At 65.0% G+C, this 18536-nt stretch carries 23 protein-coding genes; 22 read left to right on the forward strand and 1 reads right to left on the reverse strand.

The window, feature by feature from the left end:
* The first annotated feature begins 24 nt into the window (after nucleotides 1-24).
* The 18 genes from ARC63_RS10025 to ARC63_RS10110 all read left to right on the forward strand — a co-directional run bounded on the left by ARC63_RS10025 (nucleotide 25) and on the right by ARC63_RS10110 (nucleotide 15131).
* The gene (locus ARC63_RS10025) at nucleotides 25-537 is read left to right on the forward strand and encodes a glycoside hydrolase family 24 protein (protein ID WP_057503167.1); all 513 of its coding nucleotides are present in this window, start codon (nucleotides 25-27) and stop codon (nucleotides 535-537) included.
* Between the two features lie 8 nt (nucleotides 538-545).
* Entirely contained in the window at nucleotides 546-989 is a 444-nt protein-coding gene (locus ARC63_RS10030) for a hypothetical protein (protein WP_231298616.1), read from the forward strand.
* On the forward strand, nucleotides 986-1468 hold the full coding sequence (locus ARC63_RS10035) for a hypothetical protein (protein ID WP_057503169.1): 483 nt from the start codon (nucleotides 986-988) through the stop codon (nucleotides 1466-1468). The genes ARC63_RS10030 and ARC63_RS10035 overlap by 4 nt, the downstream gene beginning before the upstream one ends.
* 1 nt (nucleotide 1469) lies before the next feature.
* Complete coding sequence (locus ARC63_RS10040) at nucleotides 1470-1769, forward strand: hypothetical protein (RefSeq protein WP_057503170.1); 300 nt, start codon at nucleotides 1470-1472, stop codon at nucleotides 1767-1769.
* Between the two features lie 256 nt (nucleotides 1770-2025).
* Nucleotides 2026-2529 carry a DUF1441 family protein gene (locus ARC63_RS10045; RefSeq protein WP_057503171.1) on the forward strand — a complete coding sequence of 168 codons (504 nt, stop codon included), beginning with the start codon at nucleotides 2026-2028 and terminating at the stop codon, nucleotides 2527-2529.
* 49 nt (nucleotides 2530-2578) lie between these two features.
* Nucleotides 2579-4591, forward strand: coding sequence for a terminase gpA endonuclease subunit (locus ARC63_RS10050; RefSeq protein WP_231298618.1), 2013 nt, complete (start codon nucleotides 2579-2581; stop codon nucleotides 4589-4591).
* Nucleotide 4592: 1 nt separating this feature from the next.
* Nucleotides 4593-4808: a phage head-tail joining protein gene (locus ARC63_RS10055; RefSeq protein ID WP_057503173.1), complete on the forward strand. Its 216-nt coding sequence runs from the start codon at nucleotides 4593-4595 to the stop codon at nucleotides 4806-4808.
* Nucleotides 4801-6282, forward strand: coding sequence for a phage portal protein (locus tag ARC63_RS10060; RefSeq protein ID WP_057503174.1), 1482 nt, complete (start codon nucleotides 4801-4803; stop codon nucleotides 6280-6282). The genes ARC63_RS10055 and ARC63_RS10060 overlap by 8 nt, the downstream gene beginning before the upstream one ends.
* Entirely contained in the window at nucleotides 6272-7633 is a 1362-nt protein-coding gene (locus ARC63_RS10065; RefSeq protein WP_057503175.1) for a S49 family peptidase, read from the forward strand. Before ARC63_RS10060 ends, ARC63_RS10065 begins: the two co-directional genes overlap by 11 nt.
* A gap of 2 nt (nucleotides 7634-7635) precedes the next feature.
* Nucleotides 7636-8325, forward strand: a complete 690-nt coding sequence (locus ARC63_RS10070) for a head decoration protein (protein WP_057503176.1) — start codon at nucleotides 7636-7638, stop codon at nucleotides 8323-8325.
* Nucleotides 8326-8412: 87 nt separating this feature from the next.
* Entirely contained in the window at nucleotides 8413-9414 is a 1002-nt protein-coding gene (locus ARC63_RS10075) for a major capsid protein (protein ID WP_057503177.1), read from the forward strand.
* Nucleotides 9415-9459: 45 nt separating this feature from the next.
* Entirely contained in the window at nucleotides 9460-10221 is a 762-nt protein-coding gene (locus ARC63_RS10080; RefSeq protein ID WP_057503178.1) for a hypothetical protein, read from the forward strand.
* A gap of 14 nt (nucleotides 10222-10235) precedes the next feature.
* Nucleotides 10236-10547, forward strand: a complete 312-nt coding sequence (locus ARC63_RS10085; protein ID WP_057503230.1) for a hypothetical protein — start codon at nucleotides 10236-10238, stop codon at nucleotides 10545-10547.
* Nucleotides 10548-10572: 25 nt separating this feature from the next.
* The gene (locus ARC63_RS10090; RefSeq protein ID WP_082587837.1) at nucleotides 10573-10983 is read left to right on the forward strand and encodes a hypothetical protein; all 411 of its coding nucleotides are present in this window, start codon (nucleotides 10573-10575) and stop codon (nucleotides 10981-10983) included.
* Between the two features lie 36 nt (nucleotides 10984-11019).
* Nucleotides 11020-11772, forward strand: a complete 753-nt coding sequence (locus ARC63_RS10095) for a phage tail tube protein (protein ID WP_057503180.1) — start codon at nucleotides 11020-11022, stop codon at nucleotides 11770-11772.
* Nucleotides 11773-11783: 11 nt separating this feature from the next.
* Nucleotides 11784-12194, forward strand: coding sequence for a hypothetical protein (locus ARC63_RS23435; protein WP_082587846.1), 411 nt, complete (start codon nucleotides 11784-11786; stop codon nucleotides 12192-12194).
* 26 nt (nucleotides 12195-12220) lie between these two features.
* Nucleotides 12221-12418 (forward strand): hypothetical protein, encoded by a 198-nt coding sequence (locus tag ARC63_RS10105; RefSeq protein ID WP_057503182.1) that lies wholly within the window; start codon nucleotides 12221-12223, stop codon nucleotides 12416-12418.
* A complete protein-coding gene (locus tag ARC63_RS10110; protein WP_082587838.1) occupies nucleotides 12411-15131 on the forward strand; it encodes a phage tail tape measure protein in 2721 nt (906 codons plus the stop codon). The genes ARC63_RS10105 and ARC63_RS10110 overlap by 8 nt, the downstream gene beginning before the upstream one ends.
* A gap of 54 nt (nucleotides 15132-15185) precedes the next feature.
* Here ARC63_RS10110 and ARC63_RS10115 read toward each other — a convergent pair whose 3' ends face one another.
* Complete coding sequence (locus tag ARC63_RS10115) at nucleotides 15186-15404, reverse strand: hypothetical protein (protein ID WP_139042402.1); 219 nt, start codon at nucleotides 15402-15404, stop codon at nucleotides 15186-15188.
* A 100-nt stretch (nucleotides 15405-15504) separates the two neighbouring features.
* On the opposite strand from ARC63_RS10115, the gene ARC63_RS10120 reads away from it, so the two are divergent.
* From ARC63_RS10120 to ARC63_RS23665, 4 genes are read left to right on the forward strand one after another with little or no spacing between them, the layout of a single operon-like run.
* Nucleotides 15505-15852, forward strand: coding sequence for a phage tail protein (locus ARC63_RS10120; RefSeq protein ID WP_057503184.1), 348 nt, complete (start codon nucleotides 15505-15507; stop codon nucleotides 15850-15852).
* An 8-nt stretch (nucleotides 15853-15860) separates the two neighbouring features.
* Entirely contained in the window at nucleotides 15861-16772 is a 912-nt protein-coding gene (locus ARC63_RS10125) for a hypothetical protein (protein WP_057503185.1), read from the forward strand.
* Entirely contained in the window at nucleotides 16742-17251 is a 510-nt protein-coding gene (locus ARC63_RS10130) for a hypothetical protein (RefSeq protein ID WP_139042403.1), read from the forward strand. Before ARC63_RS10125 ends, ARC63_RS10130 begins: the two co-directional genes overlap by 31 nt.
* Nucleotides 17248-18519: a phage minor tail protein L gene (locus tag ARC63_RS23665; RefSeq protein ID WP_231298619.1), complete on the forward strand. Its 1272-nt coding sequence runs from the start codon at nucleotides 17248-17250 to the stop codon at nucleotides 18517-18519. The genes ARC63_RS10130 and ARC63_RS23665 overlap by 4 nt, the downstream gene beginning before the upstream one ends.
* The last annotated feature ends 17 nt before the right edge of the window (nucleotides 18520-18536 follow it).

The raw sequence follows: 18536 nt of genomic DNA on the forward strand, positions 1-18536 counted from the left end.
GGCACCTTTCTGCAGGAACCAGTGATGGCCAAGATCACCGCTCAACAGGCCGGCGGCACCAACGTCGTGGCCTTCCTGGACATGCTGGCCTGGTCTGAAGGCACCAGCACCAGCCCGGCGACCAAGGACGGTGGCTATGACGTTATCGTTACTGGCGCCGATCGCGTGCCGGAGGTGTTTGCCGACTACTCAGTGCATCCCTTCTCGCATGGCCGGAGGTCCAAGAGCATCAACAGCAAAGGCCTGACCTCGAACGCGTCTGGCCGCTACCAGTTCATGCTGAAGGACTACGCCCATTACCGGTCGCTGCTGAAGCTTCCGGACTTTGGCCCTCTATCGCAGGACATGTGGGCAATCCAGCTGATCCGCGAGCGGCGCGCGCTGCCGCTGATCCAGGCTGGGAAGATCGAGGAGGCCATCGGTCGTGTCCGGAACATCTGGGCGAGTCTCCCTGGTGCAGGCTACGGCCAGCCCGAGCACAGGCTGGCTGACCTGCTTGGGGTATATCGCAGGGCTGGTGGAACGGTGGCGCCGTGACCGAGCCCGTGAGCACCCTGAAAACCATCGTTGGGACGTTCACCGCGGCCGTTGTGGCGCCTGCGACAGCCGATGCGCTGCGTGAGGCGGAGCGGGTGATCCTCGGCGTTCCGCAGTCCGTGCTGATGGTGGCAATGGCTGGCGCCTTGATTGGCGTGCTTCTGCTGCCGGAGAAGGACGCAGAGCGGGTTGCCGCCGATGCCAGTCGCCGCCGGGGGCACCGCCTCCTGCAGACAGCCGCGCGCTGGGCTGCCCTGGCTGTGGCGGTCGTGGCTTACGCCATCGTGGCCGCCTGGGTCATTGCCGTTGCGGCATCCATCTGGCCAGCACTGGCGGGTGCACCGCAGCTGCCCTTGGCCGGCCTGTCCGGCGTCCTGATCCGCCGGCTGCTGCCCGGCTACGTGCGCATGGTGGAGCGAGCCACCGGCGCCATCGGAGGCGACAAACCATGAACGTCCTGATTCGGTTCTTTCGCGCGCTGTGGACGCTGATCGTAGGTGCCGCTGCCGACGCACTGCAGTGGCTGAGTAGGCCCGGCAGCAAGGTGAAGCTGGTGTGCGCCGTGCTGGCCTTTGGCTGCATGGTATCCGGGCTGACCGCTTGGGAGAAGGAGCAGAAGATCCGCGACCTGAGCGCCCAAGTGATCAAGGTCCGGGCCGACTGGCAGGCTGATGCCGCCCGACTGCAGGCAGACGTGGACACCCGGGATCAGCGCCTGGCCGAAGTCGCCACCGCGTTGAGGTCTGAAGCGGAGAAGCTGGAAGCCCTCAAGGCGGAGAGTGCCGCAGCGTTGCAGGACTTGGCCGGAAAGATTGAGGCATCTGAGAAGGAGGCCTCCACCTGGCGCGGTCGCTACGAACAACGGCCAGACACCTGCAAGGCAGCCCTGGAGCTGCTTGATTCCGCCTGCCCGGCGCTGAAGGGGTACTGACATGCGCGTCATCGTGGTTGCTACCGCTGCGCTTCTGGCCGCGTGCCAAGCCGCGCCTGCGAAGCCGAACCCGCCGCCGGCAGCCGTCATCAAGGTTCCGGTGGCCACCTATGTGCCCATCGACGCCAAGCTGCGCAAGCGCTGCCAGTGGGTGCGCGAGGCGCCGCCGTCCGCTGTGTTCGACGTCAGCAATGGCAGGAAGCGATGCCTGTTGCAGTACGAGGCGCAGTTCGACGCCATCGACCAGGTGCAGGGGAAGCCTGCGGCGGATGCAACGGCGTCGCATTCGACTGACCTGTAATGTTTCACGGGATGGATTCACGGAAGAGAATGTGAATGCGAAACTGAACGGGAAGGCTGAATGTCCACAGGTTATCCACAAAAAGCTGAACGGGCGGGGCCCCTGGGCTCAGCCAGAGCCACCGGGGGGAATTCGGACCCCGGTCAAAGACAGTATTTCGGCCTCTAGGGTGCTCCACCACAGGCCGCACTTTTGGCGGTTTTTGCCGGGAGAAACCGCACTTTCTGGCCTGAATAGGCTGTACATCGGGTAGGACATGGCTGACATCCACGAATTCACCAAAGGCTGGTCCGTGGCCAGGCTGGCGGATGAGTTCGGGATGGACCGCCGAACCGCCAGCAAGCGGCTGAAGGAGGCCGGTGTACCACCGCTGGCAAAGCGCGCCGGGCACGACGTCTATCGCTTGGCCGATGCAGCACCGGCGCTGGTGAATCCGGGCGCCGCGGTGTTCGGCGCAGAGGGCGTGGTGGATCCGCGTGACCTGCCGCCGATGGAGCGCCGCGCCTACTACCAGTCGGAGAACGAGCGCCTGAAGGTCGAGTCGACCATCGGGCAGCTGGTGCCGGCGGCAGAGGTCGAGGCCGACTACGCAGAGCTGGTGAAGAAGGTCGTGCAGTTCTTCGACACGCTGCCTGACGTGCTCGAGCGCAAGGCAGGGCTCACACCAGAGCAGGTAGTTAAGGTCCAGGACGAATGCGATCGCGTCCGGCAATCCATGTACGAGGGCATCACCGATGACGACGTACGCAACAGCGCGTAGCGTGCGCCAAGGCGTTGCCGAGATGATCCGGCCACCGCGCCGAATCAGGGTGAGCGAGGGTGCGCGGGTGCTGCAGGTGGCCAATGCCGCCGGCGCCGCCGGTTCCTGGGATCCGCACACGACGCCCTACATGGTCGAGCCGCTGGATACGACCGGCAGCCGCCAATACGAGGCAGTGGTGTTCGTCGGGCCGGCGCGATCGGGCAAGACCATCTCGCTGATCGATGCGCGCCTGGCCTACTTGATCACCTGCAACCCGGCCGACGCCATGGTTGTGCAGATGTCCAAGGATGCGGCCGAGGACTACAGCAAGACCCGTATCGCCCGCAGCATTGCCGCCAGTCCGGAGCTACGCTCCCGACTGAGCCCACGTGCCCACGACGACAACATCCTGCTGAAGTTCTTCCGGTCGGGAATGTCGCTGCGCATGGGCTGGCCCTCGGTGTCGGTGCTGTCGGGCAAGGACATCCACGACGTTCTGATGACGGACGTGGACAACTACACCGGCGACCTGACCATCGACGAATGCTTCGGCCTTGGCCTGAAGCGCACGCAGACCTACATGTCAGCCGGCATGGTGGTGGCCGAATCGAGCCCGGCAACCGACTACGCCGACGGTGCGTGGAAGCCTCTGCACCCACACCAAGGCCCGCCGGCGGCCGGCATCGCGGCACTGTACGCGCGCGGCGACCGCCGACGCTGGTACTGGCCATGCCCGGAGTGCGGCGAGCGGTTTCAGGCAGCGCCAGGCTATGACGGCTTCGCGTTACCGCCGATGGAGGAACTGCTCGAACGGGTCGTGCTGGACGACGTGCAGAAGATGGCGCGGCACTACTCGCTGCTGCACTGTCCGCACTGCGGTGTGGGCCTGCAGCACCGGTGGAAGGACGGGATGAACCGCAGCGGCGTGTGGGCTGCGGAGGGCCAGGTCGTGCACGCCGACGGAACGGTCACCGGTGAAAGGCCGGAAGCGCGCATCGCCAGCTACTGGCTGGGTGGTGTTGCAGCCGCCTACCAGTCTTGGGAATCGCTGATCGAGCGCTACTTCCAGGCGCTGCGGACGTTCGCCACCACCGGTGAAGAGCGGCCGCTGAAGACGACGCATAACGTCGACGGCGCGATCAACTACGTGCCGATGGCAGCGCGCTCTGCCAGTGATCCGAACGAGATGCAGGAGCGGGCCGAGGTCTGGCCTGCGGGTGCTGTGCCGGCGGGCGTGCGTTTCCTGCTCGGTGAGGTCGACGTCCAGGCCAACCGGTTCGTCGTGCTGGTGCTGGGCTTCGGCATCGGGGAATCCGGGCAACTGGAGCGCTGGGTGGTCGATTCCTTCACCCTGCGCACCTCCAAGCGGGAGGACGGTTCGGGCGGCTTCCTGCCACTGGACCCTCCGAAGTACCTGGAAGACTGGGAACGCCTGGTCGAAAAGGTCATCAGCCGGCGCTACCCGCTGGACGATGCCACCGGCCGCAGCATGCCGGTGCATGCAGTGGGTATCGACTGGGGCGGCAAGTCGGGCACTTCGGTGCGCGCGCTGGAGTTCTGGCGTTCGCTCAAGGCCAGGAAGCTGTACGCCAGGGTCAGGCTGATCAAGGGCGACGCGCGACGCGAGGGTGGGCTGTTCCGGGAGACCTTCCCGGACAGCAGCAAGCGCCGGGACCGCAAATCAGGGTCGAAGGGCGATGTGCCGCAGTTGCTGCTCAACGTGGACCGACTGAAGGACACGGTGGACGCCAACATCAAGCGGGCCGAGCCCGGGCCGGGCTACTACCACTTTCCCGACTGGCTGCCCGAGGCGTTCTACGCGGAGCTGACGGCCGAATCGAGGACGGCAAGAGGCTGGGAAAACTTGGCCAAGCGCCGCAACGAAGCCTTCGACCTGTGCGGCTATGCCGAAGGCATGGCGTTGTGGCTGAAGGTTCCGGCCATCAACTGGACCGCGCCGCCGGCATGGGCCGCGCCGTGGGACGACAACCCAGACGTGAGGGCAGACGACGTCGCGCCGGCGCCAACGCCGCGCACGCGAACCCGCCGCGTCATCCGAAGCAAGTACCTGGGACGCTGATATGGCATTTACCAAAGAACAGGTCGCGAAGCTGGAGGCAGCTATCTCGGCGGGCGTCCTGAGCGTCCGCTACGCCGACCGAACTGTGACCTACCAAAGCCTGGACTCGATGCGGCGGCTGCTGAAGCAGATGCGGGACGAGATTGGCCAAGCATCAGGCGCGACACGGCGTCGCCGCATCGTGCGTCTCTACCAGTCGGGGACCGGAAATGTCTGATATCGCCGAAGGCCCTTACCGCGCCGCCGGCAGTGGCCGACGTCTGCGCACTTTCCGGCCGACCTCGCTCGGGCCCAATGCCGCATTGATGGGCCTGTCCACATTGCTGGCCCGGGCACGGCATCTGGCCCGCAATGACCCGTGGATGGTAAGTGCGCTCAACAAGAGCGTATCCAACGGCATCGCCACGGGCATCCAGGCAAAGCCAGTTTGGGGGTCGAAGGAGCACAAGAAGAAGCTCACCAAGCTGTGGACCCGTTGGGGCAAGTACGCTGATGCAGACGGCGTGCTGGGCTGGGAGGGCCTGCAGGCGCTGTCCTGGCGCGAGTGGAACGAAGCCGGCGAGGTGTTCGCCCGGCTCCGCTACCGGCGGCCCGAGGACGGTTTGCCGGTGCCGCTGCAGGTGCAGCTGATCGAATCGGAGCAGTGCCCGCAGCACTACAACGGCGTGGCCAGCAACGGAAACGCGATTCGACAAGGCATTGAGGTCGATCGCATCGGGCGCCGCGTGGCCTACTGGATGTACCGGGAACATCCCGGGGATCTGCAGCAGACAGTCAACGGCAACGAGTTGGTGCGTGTGCCTGCGGAGCAGGTGCTGCACCTCTTCCGGCCCAGCCGCGCCGGTGCGATGCGGGGCGTACCACGCTCCGCTCCGGCTCTGCTGCGCATGTTCAACCTGGACCGCCTCGATGACGCGGTGCTGGAACGGCAGGCGCTGGCCAACCTGTTCGCCGGCTTCATCACATCAGATGCCAGCGCTGATGGCGACGAGGGCGATGCCGTCGGAGATCTGATCACCGGTGAGGACGCCGATGGAACGGCCATCGGTGGCCTGGAACCCGGCACGCTGCAGGAGCTGCCACCGGGTCGGAAAATCGACTTCGCCGATCCGCCCAGTGCCGGCTCTGACTATGCGGAGTTCCTGCGCGGTCACCTGCTGGCGATCTGCGCCAGCCAGGACGTGCCCTACGAGGTGCTCACCGGCGACTTGCGCAACGTCTCCGACCGCGCGCTGCGCCTGATCCTCAACGAGTTCCGCCGTGTCATCGAGCAGGACCAGTGGCTCTACATGATCCCCATGTTCTGCCAGAAGGTTCGCGACGCCTTCATTGATCAAGCGGTGCTGGCCGGCCTGCTGAAGGTGCCACGGTATGTGGCCCTTCGCGACGACGTGACCGAAACCCTGTGGGTGCCCGAGGGTTGGCCGTGGAGCCACCCGGTGCAGGACGTGACGTCCGAACTCAAGGCTGTGCGGGCGGGCTTCAAATCACGCAGCAAGGTGGTGCTGGGCGCTGGCGAGGATCCCGAACAGGTCGACGCTGAGCAGGCGCTGGACAACGAGCGCGCAGACGCGGCCGGGCTTCGCTACGACAGCGACCCGAGGCGTACGAACGCCTCCGGTGCCCGGCAGGACGACAAACCCGGCGCCCCTGGCGCCAACAACGATGAAGGGAATGACGATGACGAGTAAGCCTGGCCTCTTGGCCCGAATGCTGGGTCGCGGCAGCCGTGCGCCTGTGGTGGCCTCGCTCGCGGCCGCGGTCCTCAATCAGCCGTTGTTGGTGCAGCCGACCATCGGCGAGGCACTGGTGGGCGGCTATCTGGAAGGGAAGGTCACCAGCGACGACAGCGTGCTGAAGGCCGACCGCTTCGACGTGTCCGGCGCCGACGGGCAGCCGGTGGGCGTCGCCCAGAAACTGATCGGTGTGATCAACCTATCCGGTGCAATGGTCAACCGGCCGATGCCCGGCGCCAGCGGCCCAGGTCCGGTGAGCTACGCCGCGGTGCGCGACTTCTTCGATGAACTGCTCAACGATGATGCGGTGACCTCCATCATCCTGCGGCTGGACACGCCGGGCGGCATGGCGTCTGGCTGCTTTGACCTGGTCGACCACATCTTCGAGGCGCGTGGCAGGAAGCCGATGTATGCACTGGTCGATGACCACGCGTACTCCGCCGGATTCGCCCTCGCTTCGGCGTGCGACGAGATCTGGGTCAGCCGCACCGGCGGCGTCGGGTCGGTGGGCGTGGTCCGCTTCCACCATGACTGGAGTGGCAACAACGCACAGATCGGCCTGAAGGTCACCCCGCTTTTCGCAGGTGCCCGCAAGGTCGACTTCAACCCCAACTTCCCCCTCAGCGAGGAAGCGCACGCAGAGGCAATGGCGGATCTGGAGGACATGTACACGCTGTTCGTCGATACCGTGGCGCGCAACCTCGACATGCAAGCCGAAGCGGTGCGCGCCACCGAGGCGGCCTGCTACCGCGGCCAGGCGGCTGTGGCGGTTGGTTTTGCTACCCGGCTCGGCACCTGGCACGACCTGATCGCGCACCTCGGCGCGGCCGAAGCGGCACAGCCGCCCGCGCCGGGCGGCCCGGATCCGGACGACGAGCCGGAGGCAGCTGCAACGCCGTTGGTACCCGAGGCCGCACCCGCACCGCCTGCAGCAGTCGTGGAGAACCCGGCCGCTGCGTTGGCAGCTGCGGTTGCAACCAGTGAGCTGCCGCCGGCACTCGCGGTGGCCCTGCTGCGCCGCCCACTGCAGGAGGGCGAACCGGCGGCCAGCGCCATCGAGTACGCGACCGCAGTGCAGGACGCCTGTGCAGCGGCGCTGCGTGGCGATGACACCCTCGCTGCCAGCTTCATCGAGAAGAACACCGACCTCGACACGGTGCGTGCACAGCTGCTGTCGATGAAGGCGGAGGAAGGCCGCAGTACCCAGGTCGTCACCGCACACCCGGCTTCCATGGCCGACCAACGCGCCGCCGACAACAAGGCGAAGCTGAATCCCAACCACATCTACAAGCAACGAGGTAACTGACGATGGAAATCTCCCTGGCCGGCACCCGTACCGGCGAATTCCTGCTGTCCGAAGCGGGCGGCGAGCGCAGCCGCGAACTGATCCGTCTGCCGGCCGGGCAGGGCATGCTGGCCGCCGGCACCCTGCTCAAGGCCGACAATACCGTGGCCGCCAACGGTGCCGATGCAGTGAAGGTGCTCTACGGCCCGGTGGATACCGGTGCGAACGCTGGCGAGCTGCCGGTGAAGGGTGCAGCGATCGCACGCGATGCAGAGGTCTTTGGCGAAAAGCTGGTCTGGGCTGACGGCGTTACCGACGATCAGAAGTTGCTGGCCGCGCTGAGCCTGGCCGAGTCGGGAATCATCACCCGCTGGACCCAGCAGCCGATCGCGTCGAACGCAGCTGATCACCTGGTGTTCGTGTCCGAACCGCTGACCGGCACCGCCGGGGTTGCGCTGGGCCCGATCGTGGTACACGTCAAGGACGTCTTTGGTGCCCTGGCCACCGGCAGCACCGTCAGCGCCACTCTGGCCAAGGCCAGCGGCACCGGAAACCTGGCCGGCGGCGGTGCGAAGGCAGCCGTGGGCGGCGTCATCACCTGGGATGCGGCGTCGCTGAGCGCAGCGGGCGACTACACCCTCAAGGTGACGGCCGCCGACCTGGGCGAAGCCATCAGCGACACCATCACCATCGCAGCCGCTGCCGGCGGCTGACCGCCGAGCAGCTCCCTCTTCACCCGCCGACCCCTGGCCCCGCTTTCGCGGGGCCTTTTCGTATCCCATTCCAAGAGAGAAATCACCATGGATCTGCAGACCCTTCTGGCTCTGGGCGTGCTGAGCTTCGACGCCCTGAACGCCTACATCAACAACCTGCCGCGCATCTCCACGCGGCTGGCCGACATGCGCCTGTTCCAGGAAGATGGCCTGGTCGGTACCACCATCGTCAAGGTGGGTATCAAGGGCACCAAGCTGGTGCTGGTCCCGAACGTTCCGCGCGGTGCGCCCGGCCAGCCCAAGGGGCTGGAGCGTGGCAAGGTGAAGCTGCTGGAAACCACCCACCTGCCGCAGAACTCGACGGTCATGGCTGACCAGCTGCTGGGCGTTTATGACCCGGCCGACCCGGAAGGCGCCAACGTTGCCGCCGTGGTCAACGCGCTGCAGGCGGTGCACAAGCGCGACCTGGACTTCACCATCGAATACCACCGCATGGGCGCCCTGCAGGGCAAGCTGCTGGATGCGGACGGTTCGGTCATCATCGACTTCTATGAAGAATTCGGTGTCGCTCAGTCCGTCATCGGCATGGAGCTGAACAAGGATGCCACCAAGGTCCGCGCCAAGTGCATGGCCATCAAGCGCGCGATCGAGGAAAAGCTCGGCGGCATCCCGTACACCGGCATCCACGTGTTCTGCAGCGCCGGCTTCTTCGACGCCCTGACCGACCACCCGGAAGTGCAGAAGGCCTACGAGCGCTGGCAGGACGGTGCTGCGCTGCGCGATGACGTCCGCAAGGGCTTCGTGTTCGGCGATATTACCTTCGAAGAGCTGCAGGGCAACACCGGCGGCGATCTCGCCCTGGCCGATGGCGAAGCCATCGCATTCCCGCTGGGCGTGCCGGATATGTTCCTGACCCGTTTCGCGCCGGCGGACTACCTGGAAACGGTGCGCGGTATCGGCCTGCCGTATTACACCAAGACCGCCCCGATGCGCATGAACAAGGGCATCCAGCTGGAAAGCCAGTCCAACCCGTTGAACATCAACACCCGACCGGATGCAGTGATCCGCCTGAAGGCGGGCGCGAAGTAAGCCAGCAGTGCCTGGCCCGCTTCGGCGGGCCGGGCAGGAGGTTGTATGGCCCAGATCAGGATCGGGGTCGACCCCGACAACGCGCTCGGGCGTCAGCTGAGCGACCTGGAGAAGTCGCAGCTGCCCTACGCAGCCTCACAGGCGGCCAACAAAGTTGCCTACGAGATCCGGGAGCGGTGGAAGGTGCAGGCGGGGCGGGTGTTCGATCGGCCGACCCCGTTGACCACCAACGCGGCGCTCTATCGCAAGGCCACAAAGGACAAGCCGTACGCCGAGATCTACATCAGGGACGAGGCCTTCAAGGGCACGCCGCCGGCGAAGTATCTGCTGGCGGAGGTCGAGGGTGGCCAGCGTCGGCGCAAGGGATTCGAACGGTTGCTGCAGGGAAGGGGACTGCTGTCGCCGAGCCAGTTCGCGGTGATGGGCCGCGGCGCCCGGCCAAACCAGTACGGCAACGTGCCCGCCGGCCAGGTCACCAAGATCCTGTCGCAGCTGGGTGCCCAGCGGGACAAGCACCAGAACCAGACCGAGACGAGCGCCAAACGGCGCAGGACGCGCGCGCCCACCGGTGGCGAGTACTTCGTGATCATCAAGCGTCGTGGTCGCCTCCGGCCTGGCGTCTACGAGCGGATCAGCACTGGCTGGGGTTCGGCCGTGCGCTCGATCTTCATCTTCACTAACACCGCCGCCTACCAACAGCGCTACGACATTTTCGGCATGGCCGAAGACACGTGGAAGCGGCTGATGCCGTTCTACCTGAAGCGCGAATTGGAGAAGGCGATGGAAACAGCGAGGCCATTGCCTTGAATCAGAAGGAATTCATGCAGCGTTTCGACGCCCTGGCGTTCAAGGCGTTTGGAGCCGCAGGCGTTGCCGATGCCGCTCATTTCATCGCCGACGACGGAACGGAGACGCCTTGCACCGTGCTGTTGGACGAAAGCGTGCAGCAATTCGGCGAAGTCGACGCCGGCCCGGTACCGGTCACGTTCGATCGCATCACCTTGCAACTGAGCGAGGTCACGCCCCGCAAAGGCGCTGTGGTCCGTATCGACGGCAGCGGTCGAATGTTGAAGCTGGTGCAGCCGCTCCGTGCTGACGCTTCCACTGCCCAGTGGGAGGTGGCCAATGCCTAGCCCCCGCCGGCAACTGTTGGAAGCAATGGGCGTCACCCTGCAGCAGATCAGCAAGGCGAACGGCTACCTCACCGACGCTGGCACTGGCTGGACGCTGGAGCCAACGCCCGGTGACCAGGACACGACGGCTGTGCTCACTGCTGTCATCGAGAAGCAGCAGCGGGCGACGGACCCGGCGAAGGTCAGTACGCACCGGCTGACGACTGTCAGCGTGATCGCCCGAGTGCCGTCGCAGATCGAGAACTACCAAGCCGGCCTCGATGACCTGGTCAGCGACGTCGAGGCCGCGCTGGAGAGCCGGGAGACGGCCCGCAACTACCCCGTGGGCGTCCAGGTGCCGGTCTATGTCGGCATGGAGCCCCTGATGCCGGAGAAAGCTGGCGCGGGCTGGGTGGGAGTCCTGATCACCTACCAGACCAACATCCCGAAGAAATAACCCGCCGCTCAGCGGCATCCCAACTGGAGAGCCATCATGGCCGAAGATTACAGCTACCTGGGCAGCGGCATCGTCCTCATCCGCGAGTGGAATAGCGGCCTGCCGTTCGAGGAGGTCGGAAACGTGTCCGCATTCGCGGTCGCGCCGCAGTCCACCACGGTCGAGCTGGCCGACTATCAGAACCCAGGCGGTGGCGTCGCCAACAGCGTGGACCGCGTCACCGGCTACAACCTGAGCTACACGTTCCACGACTTCAACGCAGCCAACTTCGCACGCGTGACGCGTGGCAAGTCGACTGATGTGGCAGCGGCCACCGTGACCGATGAGGTGGCCACTGCCGTGGTTGGCGCGTATGTGCCGCTGTCGCGAATTGCCAGTGAAATCACCGATGTGAAGCCCTCGACCGGGTCCACGGCCTACCAGGCCGGGAAGGACTACCGGCTCGAGCGTGGAATGCTCTTCATCCCCGCGGGCTCGACCATCCCGGCACCGGTGGCGGGTGCGCCCAACGTCAAGGTGACCTTCAAGCATGCCGCGCTGGGGCAGGTCGAGGCGGCCATTACCAGCCAGAAGTACTACGAGATGCAGTTCATTGGCGCCAATGAAGCGCGCGGCGGCAAGATGGTGCGCTTGGTGTGCCACAAGGTCACCGGCGGCGTCATCGAGAGCATGGGCCTGATCGGTACCGAGTTTGGCTCGGGCAGTGTGCCGGGCAAGCTGGTGAAGGACGTGGCCAAGGCGACGGGCCCTGACAAGTCGGCCTACTTCTACTGGCAGCAGGAGAAGTGACTGTGCAGGACATGGACGCCATCACGCCGCCCACTCGCTCGGTTCCCTTTCGCGGTGAGGTGCTCGTCGTGGGGCCATTGCGGCTCGAGCAGCTGGGGCCGTTCATTGCGGCTTGTCGCTCGACGATCGGGCGCATCGCCATGATCGCCGGCCTGCCCGACGGCTCCGCGGCGGTTGACGTCGGAGCCTTGGTGCTGGACCTGCTCGAACAGGACAGCACCGAGATTGCCGCGGCTCTGGCCGTGGCAGTCGACCGCGATCCGAAGTGGGTTGCGGGAGGCAACCTGGACGAGGTGGCCCAGCTTCTCGAGGCGGTGGCGGGCCTCAATCGGGATTTTTTTGCCCTACGGCTGAGGCGAATGGTGGTGGCGATCAGGGAAGCGGTCAGCCTCCCGCAACCGCCGACCTTGTCCAGTTCCTGATCGCTCGCGGACACGGCCGGCGCGAAGTGCTCAGCTACACCCTGGCGCAGTTGCGGGCTTTCACCGCAGCTGCCGCTAGGGATGATCGGCTGCGGCTGGTCGACTTCGCGCTTGCCATGCGTGTTGCATTCGGTGCAGATGCCGCCGGCTGGCAGAAGTACCAGACCTTGATGACGGGCGGTGACCCTGTTCATCCCCCGAAGGAGCTACCTACCAATGGCTGAGCCATCTGCCAACTTGCGGGTCCGCATCAGCGCGGACCTGGCCGACATTCGTCAGGGGCTGGGTGTGCTGACTCGGCAGCTGCGCGAACTGCGCAGCGAGGCCGGACGGCCGCTGCCAGTGAAGAACCAGATTAGCGACCTCGGAATCTCCGCTGGCCAGACCGCACAGGCCATGCGCCAGCTGCCCGCTCAGTTCACCGACATCTTCACCAGCTTGCAGGGCGGCATGCCGTTCTTCACCGTGCTGGTGCAGCAGGGTGGACAGATCAAGGACAGCTTTGGCGGCGTGGAGCCGGCATTGAAGGGGGTCTCGTCGGCGCTGCTGGGAATGGTGAATCCGTACACCGTGGCCGCGGCGGCTGTCGGTTTGGTGGTCTACGCCTGGTATGACGCCGAGCAGCAGGCCCAGGCCTACACGAAGGCGCTGGTCCTGTCGCGCAATGAGGCGGCCGCGACGACCCTGACGCTCGTCACCATGGCTCAGAATACCAGCGATGCGCTGCAGGTTGCCGCGGGCGTTGGCGCCGAGGCGGCTCAGGCCGTCGGCTCGAACGGGAAGATTGCCGCGCAGAACCTTCAGGACGTGGCCAACGCGGCCGTGGCGATGAAGGAAATCAGCGGACAGGCGCTTGATGAAACTATCGCCCTGTACGCGAAGGTGGCGGAAGACCCGGTCAAGGGAATGCAGAAGCTCAACGAGCAGGTCAACTTCATGACCCTGGCGCTCTACGAGCAGGTGAAGGCGTTGCAGGAGCAAGGTCGGAACCAAGACTCCGTGACCGTGATAACCCGTGCAGCAGCGGACGAAACGGTCATGGCGCTCGCTCGGGTCCGCGCCAGCCAGAACCCGGTGATTCGGGGATTCAAGGACCTGTGGGTCGAGGCCACGAAGGCGTGGTCGGCGATGCAGGCGAGTGTGGGCCTCGGGCCAGCGGCAGCGCAAATGCAGCAGCTGTTGGCTGAGAACCAGCGGGAACTGGAAAAGCTGAACGATCTGGCTAGCGGCACCCAGCGGGGCCTGCCGTTGGCCCGGAATCCCTTTGCCCTCGCTGCAATGGAGAAGTCGATCAAGGAGCGGTCGGAGAAGATCAAGGCATTGGCTGGCGACCTGATCAAAGAGCGAAAGGATGCAGAAGTAAAGGCTGCCCAAGACGCAAGCGCGGAGTACGTGCAGCAGCAAGACGCGATCATCGAGGCCCAAGCCACGAAGGAGCAGAAGAAGAAGAGGGAAATCGCCCAAATCAACGGGCAGGCTGAGGTCGTCCGACGTAAAGCTGAAGCGGCCGGGCTCGTGGAAGAGGTACGTGCCATTGAAGAACGCCGTGCCGCAGCCGTCGCCGCCATCGACAAAAAGTATGCAGAGAAGCCGAAGTCGTCCAGCGGGTCGGCTTCGAGGGCGGCAGGCCTCCAAGGCTACAAGGACGACCTGGTGCAGGAACAGGCGACCATATCGGCGAGCACCCAGACCCTGCGCGCGGAGTATGCAGCCCGTCAGATCACGGCTGAGGCCTACTACAGCCGCATGAAGGAACTGACGCAGGCCAGCACGGACGCGGATGCGCGATCGCTGCAGGCACAGATCGACTTCCTTCAGCGGCAGAACGTCGCGGGCAAGGAAGGAATCACGGTCAAGCGCCAGTTGGGCGAATTGGAGGCGCGGCTGGCCAAGGTGCGCACCGACGGGGCCGCGAAGCTGCAGGTGCTGGCGACCGAGGAAGAGCGCGCGGTCAAGACCCGCAGGAACGCGATCGCCGCGTACTCGGACGCGCTGGAGGCCAGCAACGACGCCTTGCGGCGTCACCTGGAGACGCGAGTTGCCCAGGTTGGCATGGGTGATCGTGAGTTCGAGATCCAGCAGCGCATCAACGATGCCTACGACGACCAGGCGGAGAAGCTGCGCCAACTGACGCTGCAGCGCAATGCCGACCAGATCGACGATTCGACCTTCGAGGAAGAGAAGGCAATCCTGTTGGCCAAGACGCTGGACCGAGTGCAGGCTGTGCGCGATGGCTATCGGGAGCTACAGCAGGCCGAGGGCAATTGGCTGTTGGGAGCAGCGAGTGCCTGGGAAAACTATAAGCAGCAGGCCGGCAACGCGGCGCAGCAGATGGGGGGTCTGGTTTCCAACGTGTTCGGCGGCCTCGAGGACGTCTGGGTGAAGTTCACTGAGACCGGCAAGATCAGCTTCTCCGATATGACCCGCTCGGTCTTGGCCGACCTGGCCAAGATCGCATTTCGGCAAGCCGCAATGGGCATCGCGAACAGCTTCGGCGGAGGCAGTGGTTACACCGGCACCCTGGGGTCTCTGTTCTCCGGCTCGTGGGGTTTCTCTGCCGGGGGCTACACCGGTGACGGTGGAAAGTACGAGCCCGCCGGCGTGGTGCACAAGGGCGAGGTGGTTTGGTCGCAAACGGACATTGCCCGGGCTGGTGGCTTGGGCGTTGTCGAGGCTATGCGTCGCGGCCTTCGTGGCTATGTTGACGGCGGCATTGTTGGTGCCGGATCGCCGGCTCGTGCGCTCGCCGGCGGGCCGTCAGTCAGCATCGACAGCACGATCAACGTGCAGAACGGCGGCGATGGGGCTGGCGATGGCGCTGCCAGCCGTAGCTCAGAGAGCGCAATCCAACGGAGCTTCAACGCAATGGCGGGGCAGTGGGCTATCCAGCAGATGAAGCCCAATGGCGTTCTGTGGGCATTGAAGAACAGCAGGTAGTCAGGGATTGACGCGGATACGGGAAGGGCTCGCAAGCAGCGAGCCCTTCCGTGGTCACATCGCGTCGAGTACTCGATCGATCGCCAGGCGCTCGACCTCGGCGAATGTCAGGCCGGCCGGGTTGGGGTGCTCGAACGAAATGCCGATGGTGCCAGAGACACCCAGCGTTCCGGGCAGGCCATCGCGAAACACAACGCGCAACACAGCGCCCACAGATTGACCGTCTTCGCCGACAGGCTCTTGGGCGGAGAACGACTCAAGTTTCAGTTTCATTTCAGACCGCTCGCTCAGCAACCGGAGGAAGCCCGATGGTAGCAAAGCGGCTGCTGGATGCGTTGCGCGGTCTTCGCCTTCATTTCAAGGGTCATCGACTATGACCGAAACATTCGGTTGGCTGGTCTACAGCCAAGAGCCGCAGGTGGAGTACGCCTACGCGGAGAAAACCGCGCGCTTCGGCGACGGCTATGAGCAGGTTGCCACTGACGGGATCAACAGCGAGCGGCAGACCTGGACCATCGAGCTGTGGGGCCATTTGCAAGCGGATGACATGGCTGGGGTGCGAGCGTTTCTTCGCCTACGCAAGACCCGGGGAGAGAGCTTCTTCTGGACTCCACCGAACGAGCCAATGGCGCGATTTCGCTGCACCAAGCTGTCAGCAACTGATGAGCGCGAAGGATACATCCGCATCAGTTGCACCTTCGAACAAACGTTCCAGCCGTAGGAGAGGCCATGGCACGCCAAATTATCGATATCGACACTGTCCAGCCGAACGGGAAGAAGGGCGACCCTGCGCGACTGATGTCGCAGAAAATCAACGGCAACTTCGAGGAGTTGTACGGTTCGGTTTCAGGCCTTGCCGCTGTCGGCGGCGACAACATGCTGATCAACTGCGGCGTTCCGATCAACCAGCGCGGTTTCGCTGGTGGCGCGCTGGCGGCCGGAGCGTATGGCTATGACCGTTGGAAGGCTGGCACAGGTGGCTGCAACGTCACCATCAATGCGACCACGGGTGTTTTCACCCATACCAGCGGCCCACTGCAGCAGATCGTAGAGGCGCCGCAGCTTGCCTGGGGGCAGCCGTTGACGATCAGCGTCGAGAATCCGAGCGGCAGCATCAGCGTGAGTGTTGGCGGGGCAACAGGGACGATCACCGCCGGCAGTGGGCGTCGAGGCGTGACGCTCACGCCGTCCGGTAGCGGCAACTTGACGGTTCAGCTCACTGCATCGGGTGTGACCTACGCCCGGCCCAAGCTCGAACGTGGCAGCGCGGCCAGTCCGTTCGTGGTGCGCCCGCAGGCGCTGGAGGTGGCTCTCTGCCAGCGGTACTACCAGAAGAGCTACAACCTTGCCACAACGCCAGGGACGGTAACGAACGAAGGACGAGTGACCTGGGGCTCCGGAAACCTTACGAATTCACTGAATCGAGCCTACGTGACTTTCAAGTGCGTGATGCGCGCGCCTCCAGCGATTGTGCTTCGTGGTGCTCCCTCGGGAACCACGGGGGTCATTTCCCAAGCCGATGGCACGAACGTCGCGGCTTCACCTGAAGCTATCGGTGAAACCGGGTTCAACGCCGCTTGGAGCAACACGAATGGCCAGTGGGGTGGCTGGTGGCATTGGACCGCGGATTCGGAGATCTGATCATGTACGAGCTGACGAAGGACACTGGTGCGGTGAAATGCCTGGACACCGGCGCAACGATTCCGGTGGACGCTGACACCTGGCAAGCCCGGCAGTACAGGGAATGGCTGGACGCAGGCAACGTCCCGGATCCTGAGCCACTGCCCTACAAGCTCTACAGTCCGGAGCATTTTGCAGCTATCCGCGCCAGCGCTTGGGCATGGATGACCAGCTGGGTAGTTGAGCGCCGCTACGACAGCATCGAAACCTGCTGCAGCTACTTCAACAGCAGGATCACCCGCTATCGCGATGAGGCGCGCGCAATGGTTGCCTGGCGCGACTCGGTCAGCCAAGTTCTGGAGCAACTGGTGCTGGCACCACCTGCGGGCATTGAGACTTGGGAGCAGGTCCGGGCACTGCTGCCGCAGCCGGAGGCCTTCAACTGGCCTGGTGAGGTATCGCTGCCGCTGGGCGCCGGTGAATCGGCGGTGCTGGAATGATCACGGCCGATGCCCAGCAGCTCGAGCCGGGTGGCCGCGTCACGGTCTACGAGCTGGACGCCAGCAGCTTCGGCGCCGACCAGCTGTTCTTCCACGCGCACCTGCAGTCGGGCGTGATCTGGTGGCAGGGGCAGGAGTACGGCGCCTGGCCGATTGAGGCGACCGGGTTCGAGCGCACCAGCGACCAGCCGCCGAACCCGCGGTTGAAGGTTGGCAACCTGGACGGCCGGATCGCCGCCATGTGCATGCTCTACGGCGACATGGTCGGGGCCAAGGTGATCCGCCGGCAGACGCTGGTGAAGTACCTGGATGCAAAGAACTTCCCCGGGCAGAACCGGGTGCGCTGGAGCAACAACCCCGGGGGAGTGAACGGTGGTGCGCGCTGGAACTATGAGGGCAATGGCGCCGGCACCAATCTGCCGCCGGAAACGGTCGAGGGGGTGACCTTCTACCCGGTGCGCTACGCGAGCAATGGCGTTAGCTGGCATCGGGTGACGACGACGAATGCATCCGGCACTGGCGGCTATGCGGCAGGTGACACCCTGATCGTTACCTCGTACCTGAAGTTCGGCAGCTCCGGCAGGGCACGCATCGGTATCAACCACAACACCGCCGCCGGCACGACCTATTCGATTCTTGCGGGTACACCCACCAGCAGGTTCACCGTCAACACTTCCACCGCCGGGCCGACCACGCTGCTGGAGCAAACCGACGTGGGCGGCGGCGTGCTGAAGCTGGTGTTCAAGGTGGTGCTGAATGCCGCGAGTAGCAGCACCACGTCCAGCATAGGCCCGGACACGAACACAGTTGGCGGGAACGTTGTCGCCTACGGAACGCAGATCGAACTGGCAGACACGCCACAAGGCTTTTTCATCCCGACAGGCGCGCAGCCAGTGATCGGTGGATTCAACCCCACCGCCGACCCCAACGAGCACTTCCTGGACGAGATCTGGTTCATCGAGCGCAAGGTCTCCGAGACGAAGGAGGTGGTCGAGTTCGAGCTGACGACGGCCATCGACCTCAACGGCGAGCAGCTGCCGGGGAGGCAGGTCATCGCGGGCGTGTGCGGCTGGCTGATCCGGGGCGGCTACCGCGGCCCGTTCTGTGGCTACACCGGACCGGCTGTGGCCGACGCCAACGACGTGCCGACCACCGACCCGTCGCGCGACCAGTGCGGGGGCAGGGTGAGGAGCTGCAAGCTGCGCTTCGGCGCCGACAAGCCTCTGCCCTATGGCGGGTTCCCGGCCGCAGGCCTGCTGCGCACCTGATTTACGCCACCGTCGAG

Origin of the sequence: Stenotrophomonas geniculata ATCC 19374 = JCM 13324 (assembly GCF_001431625.1) — a bacterium.
Classification (GTDB): domain Bacteria; phylum Pseudomonadota; class Gammaproteobacteria; order Xanthomonadales; family Xanthomonadaceae; genus Stenotrophomonas; species Stenotrophomonas geniculata.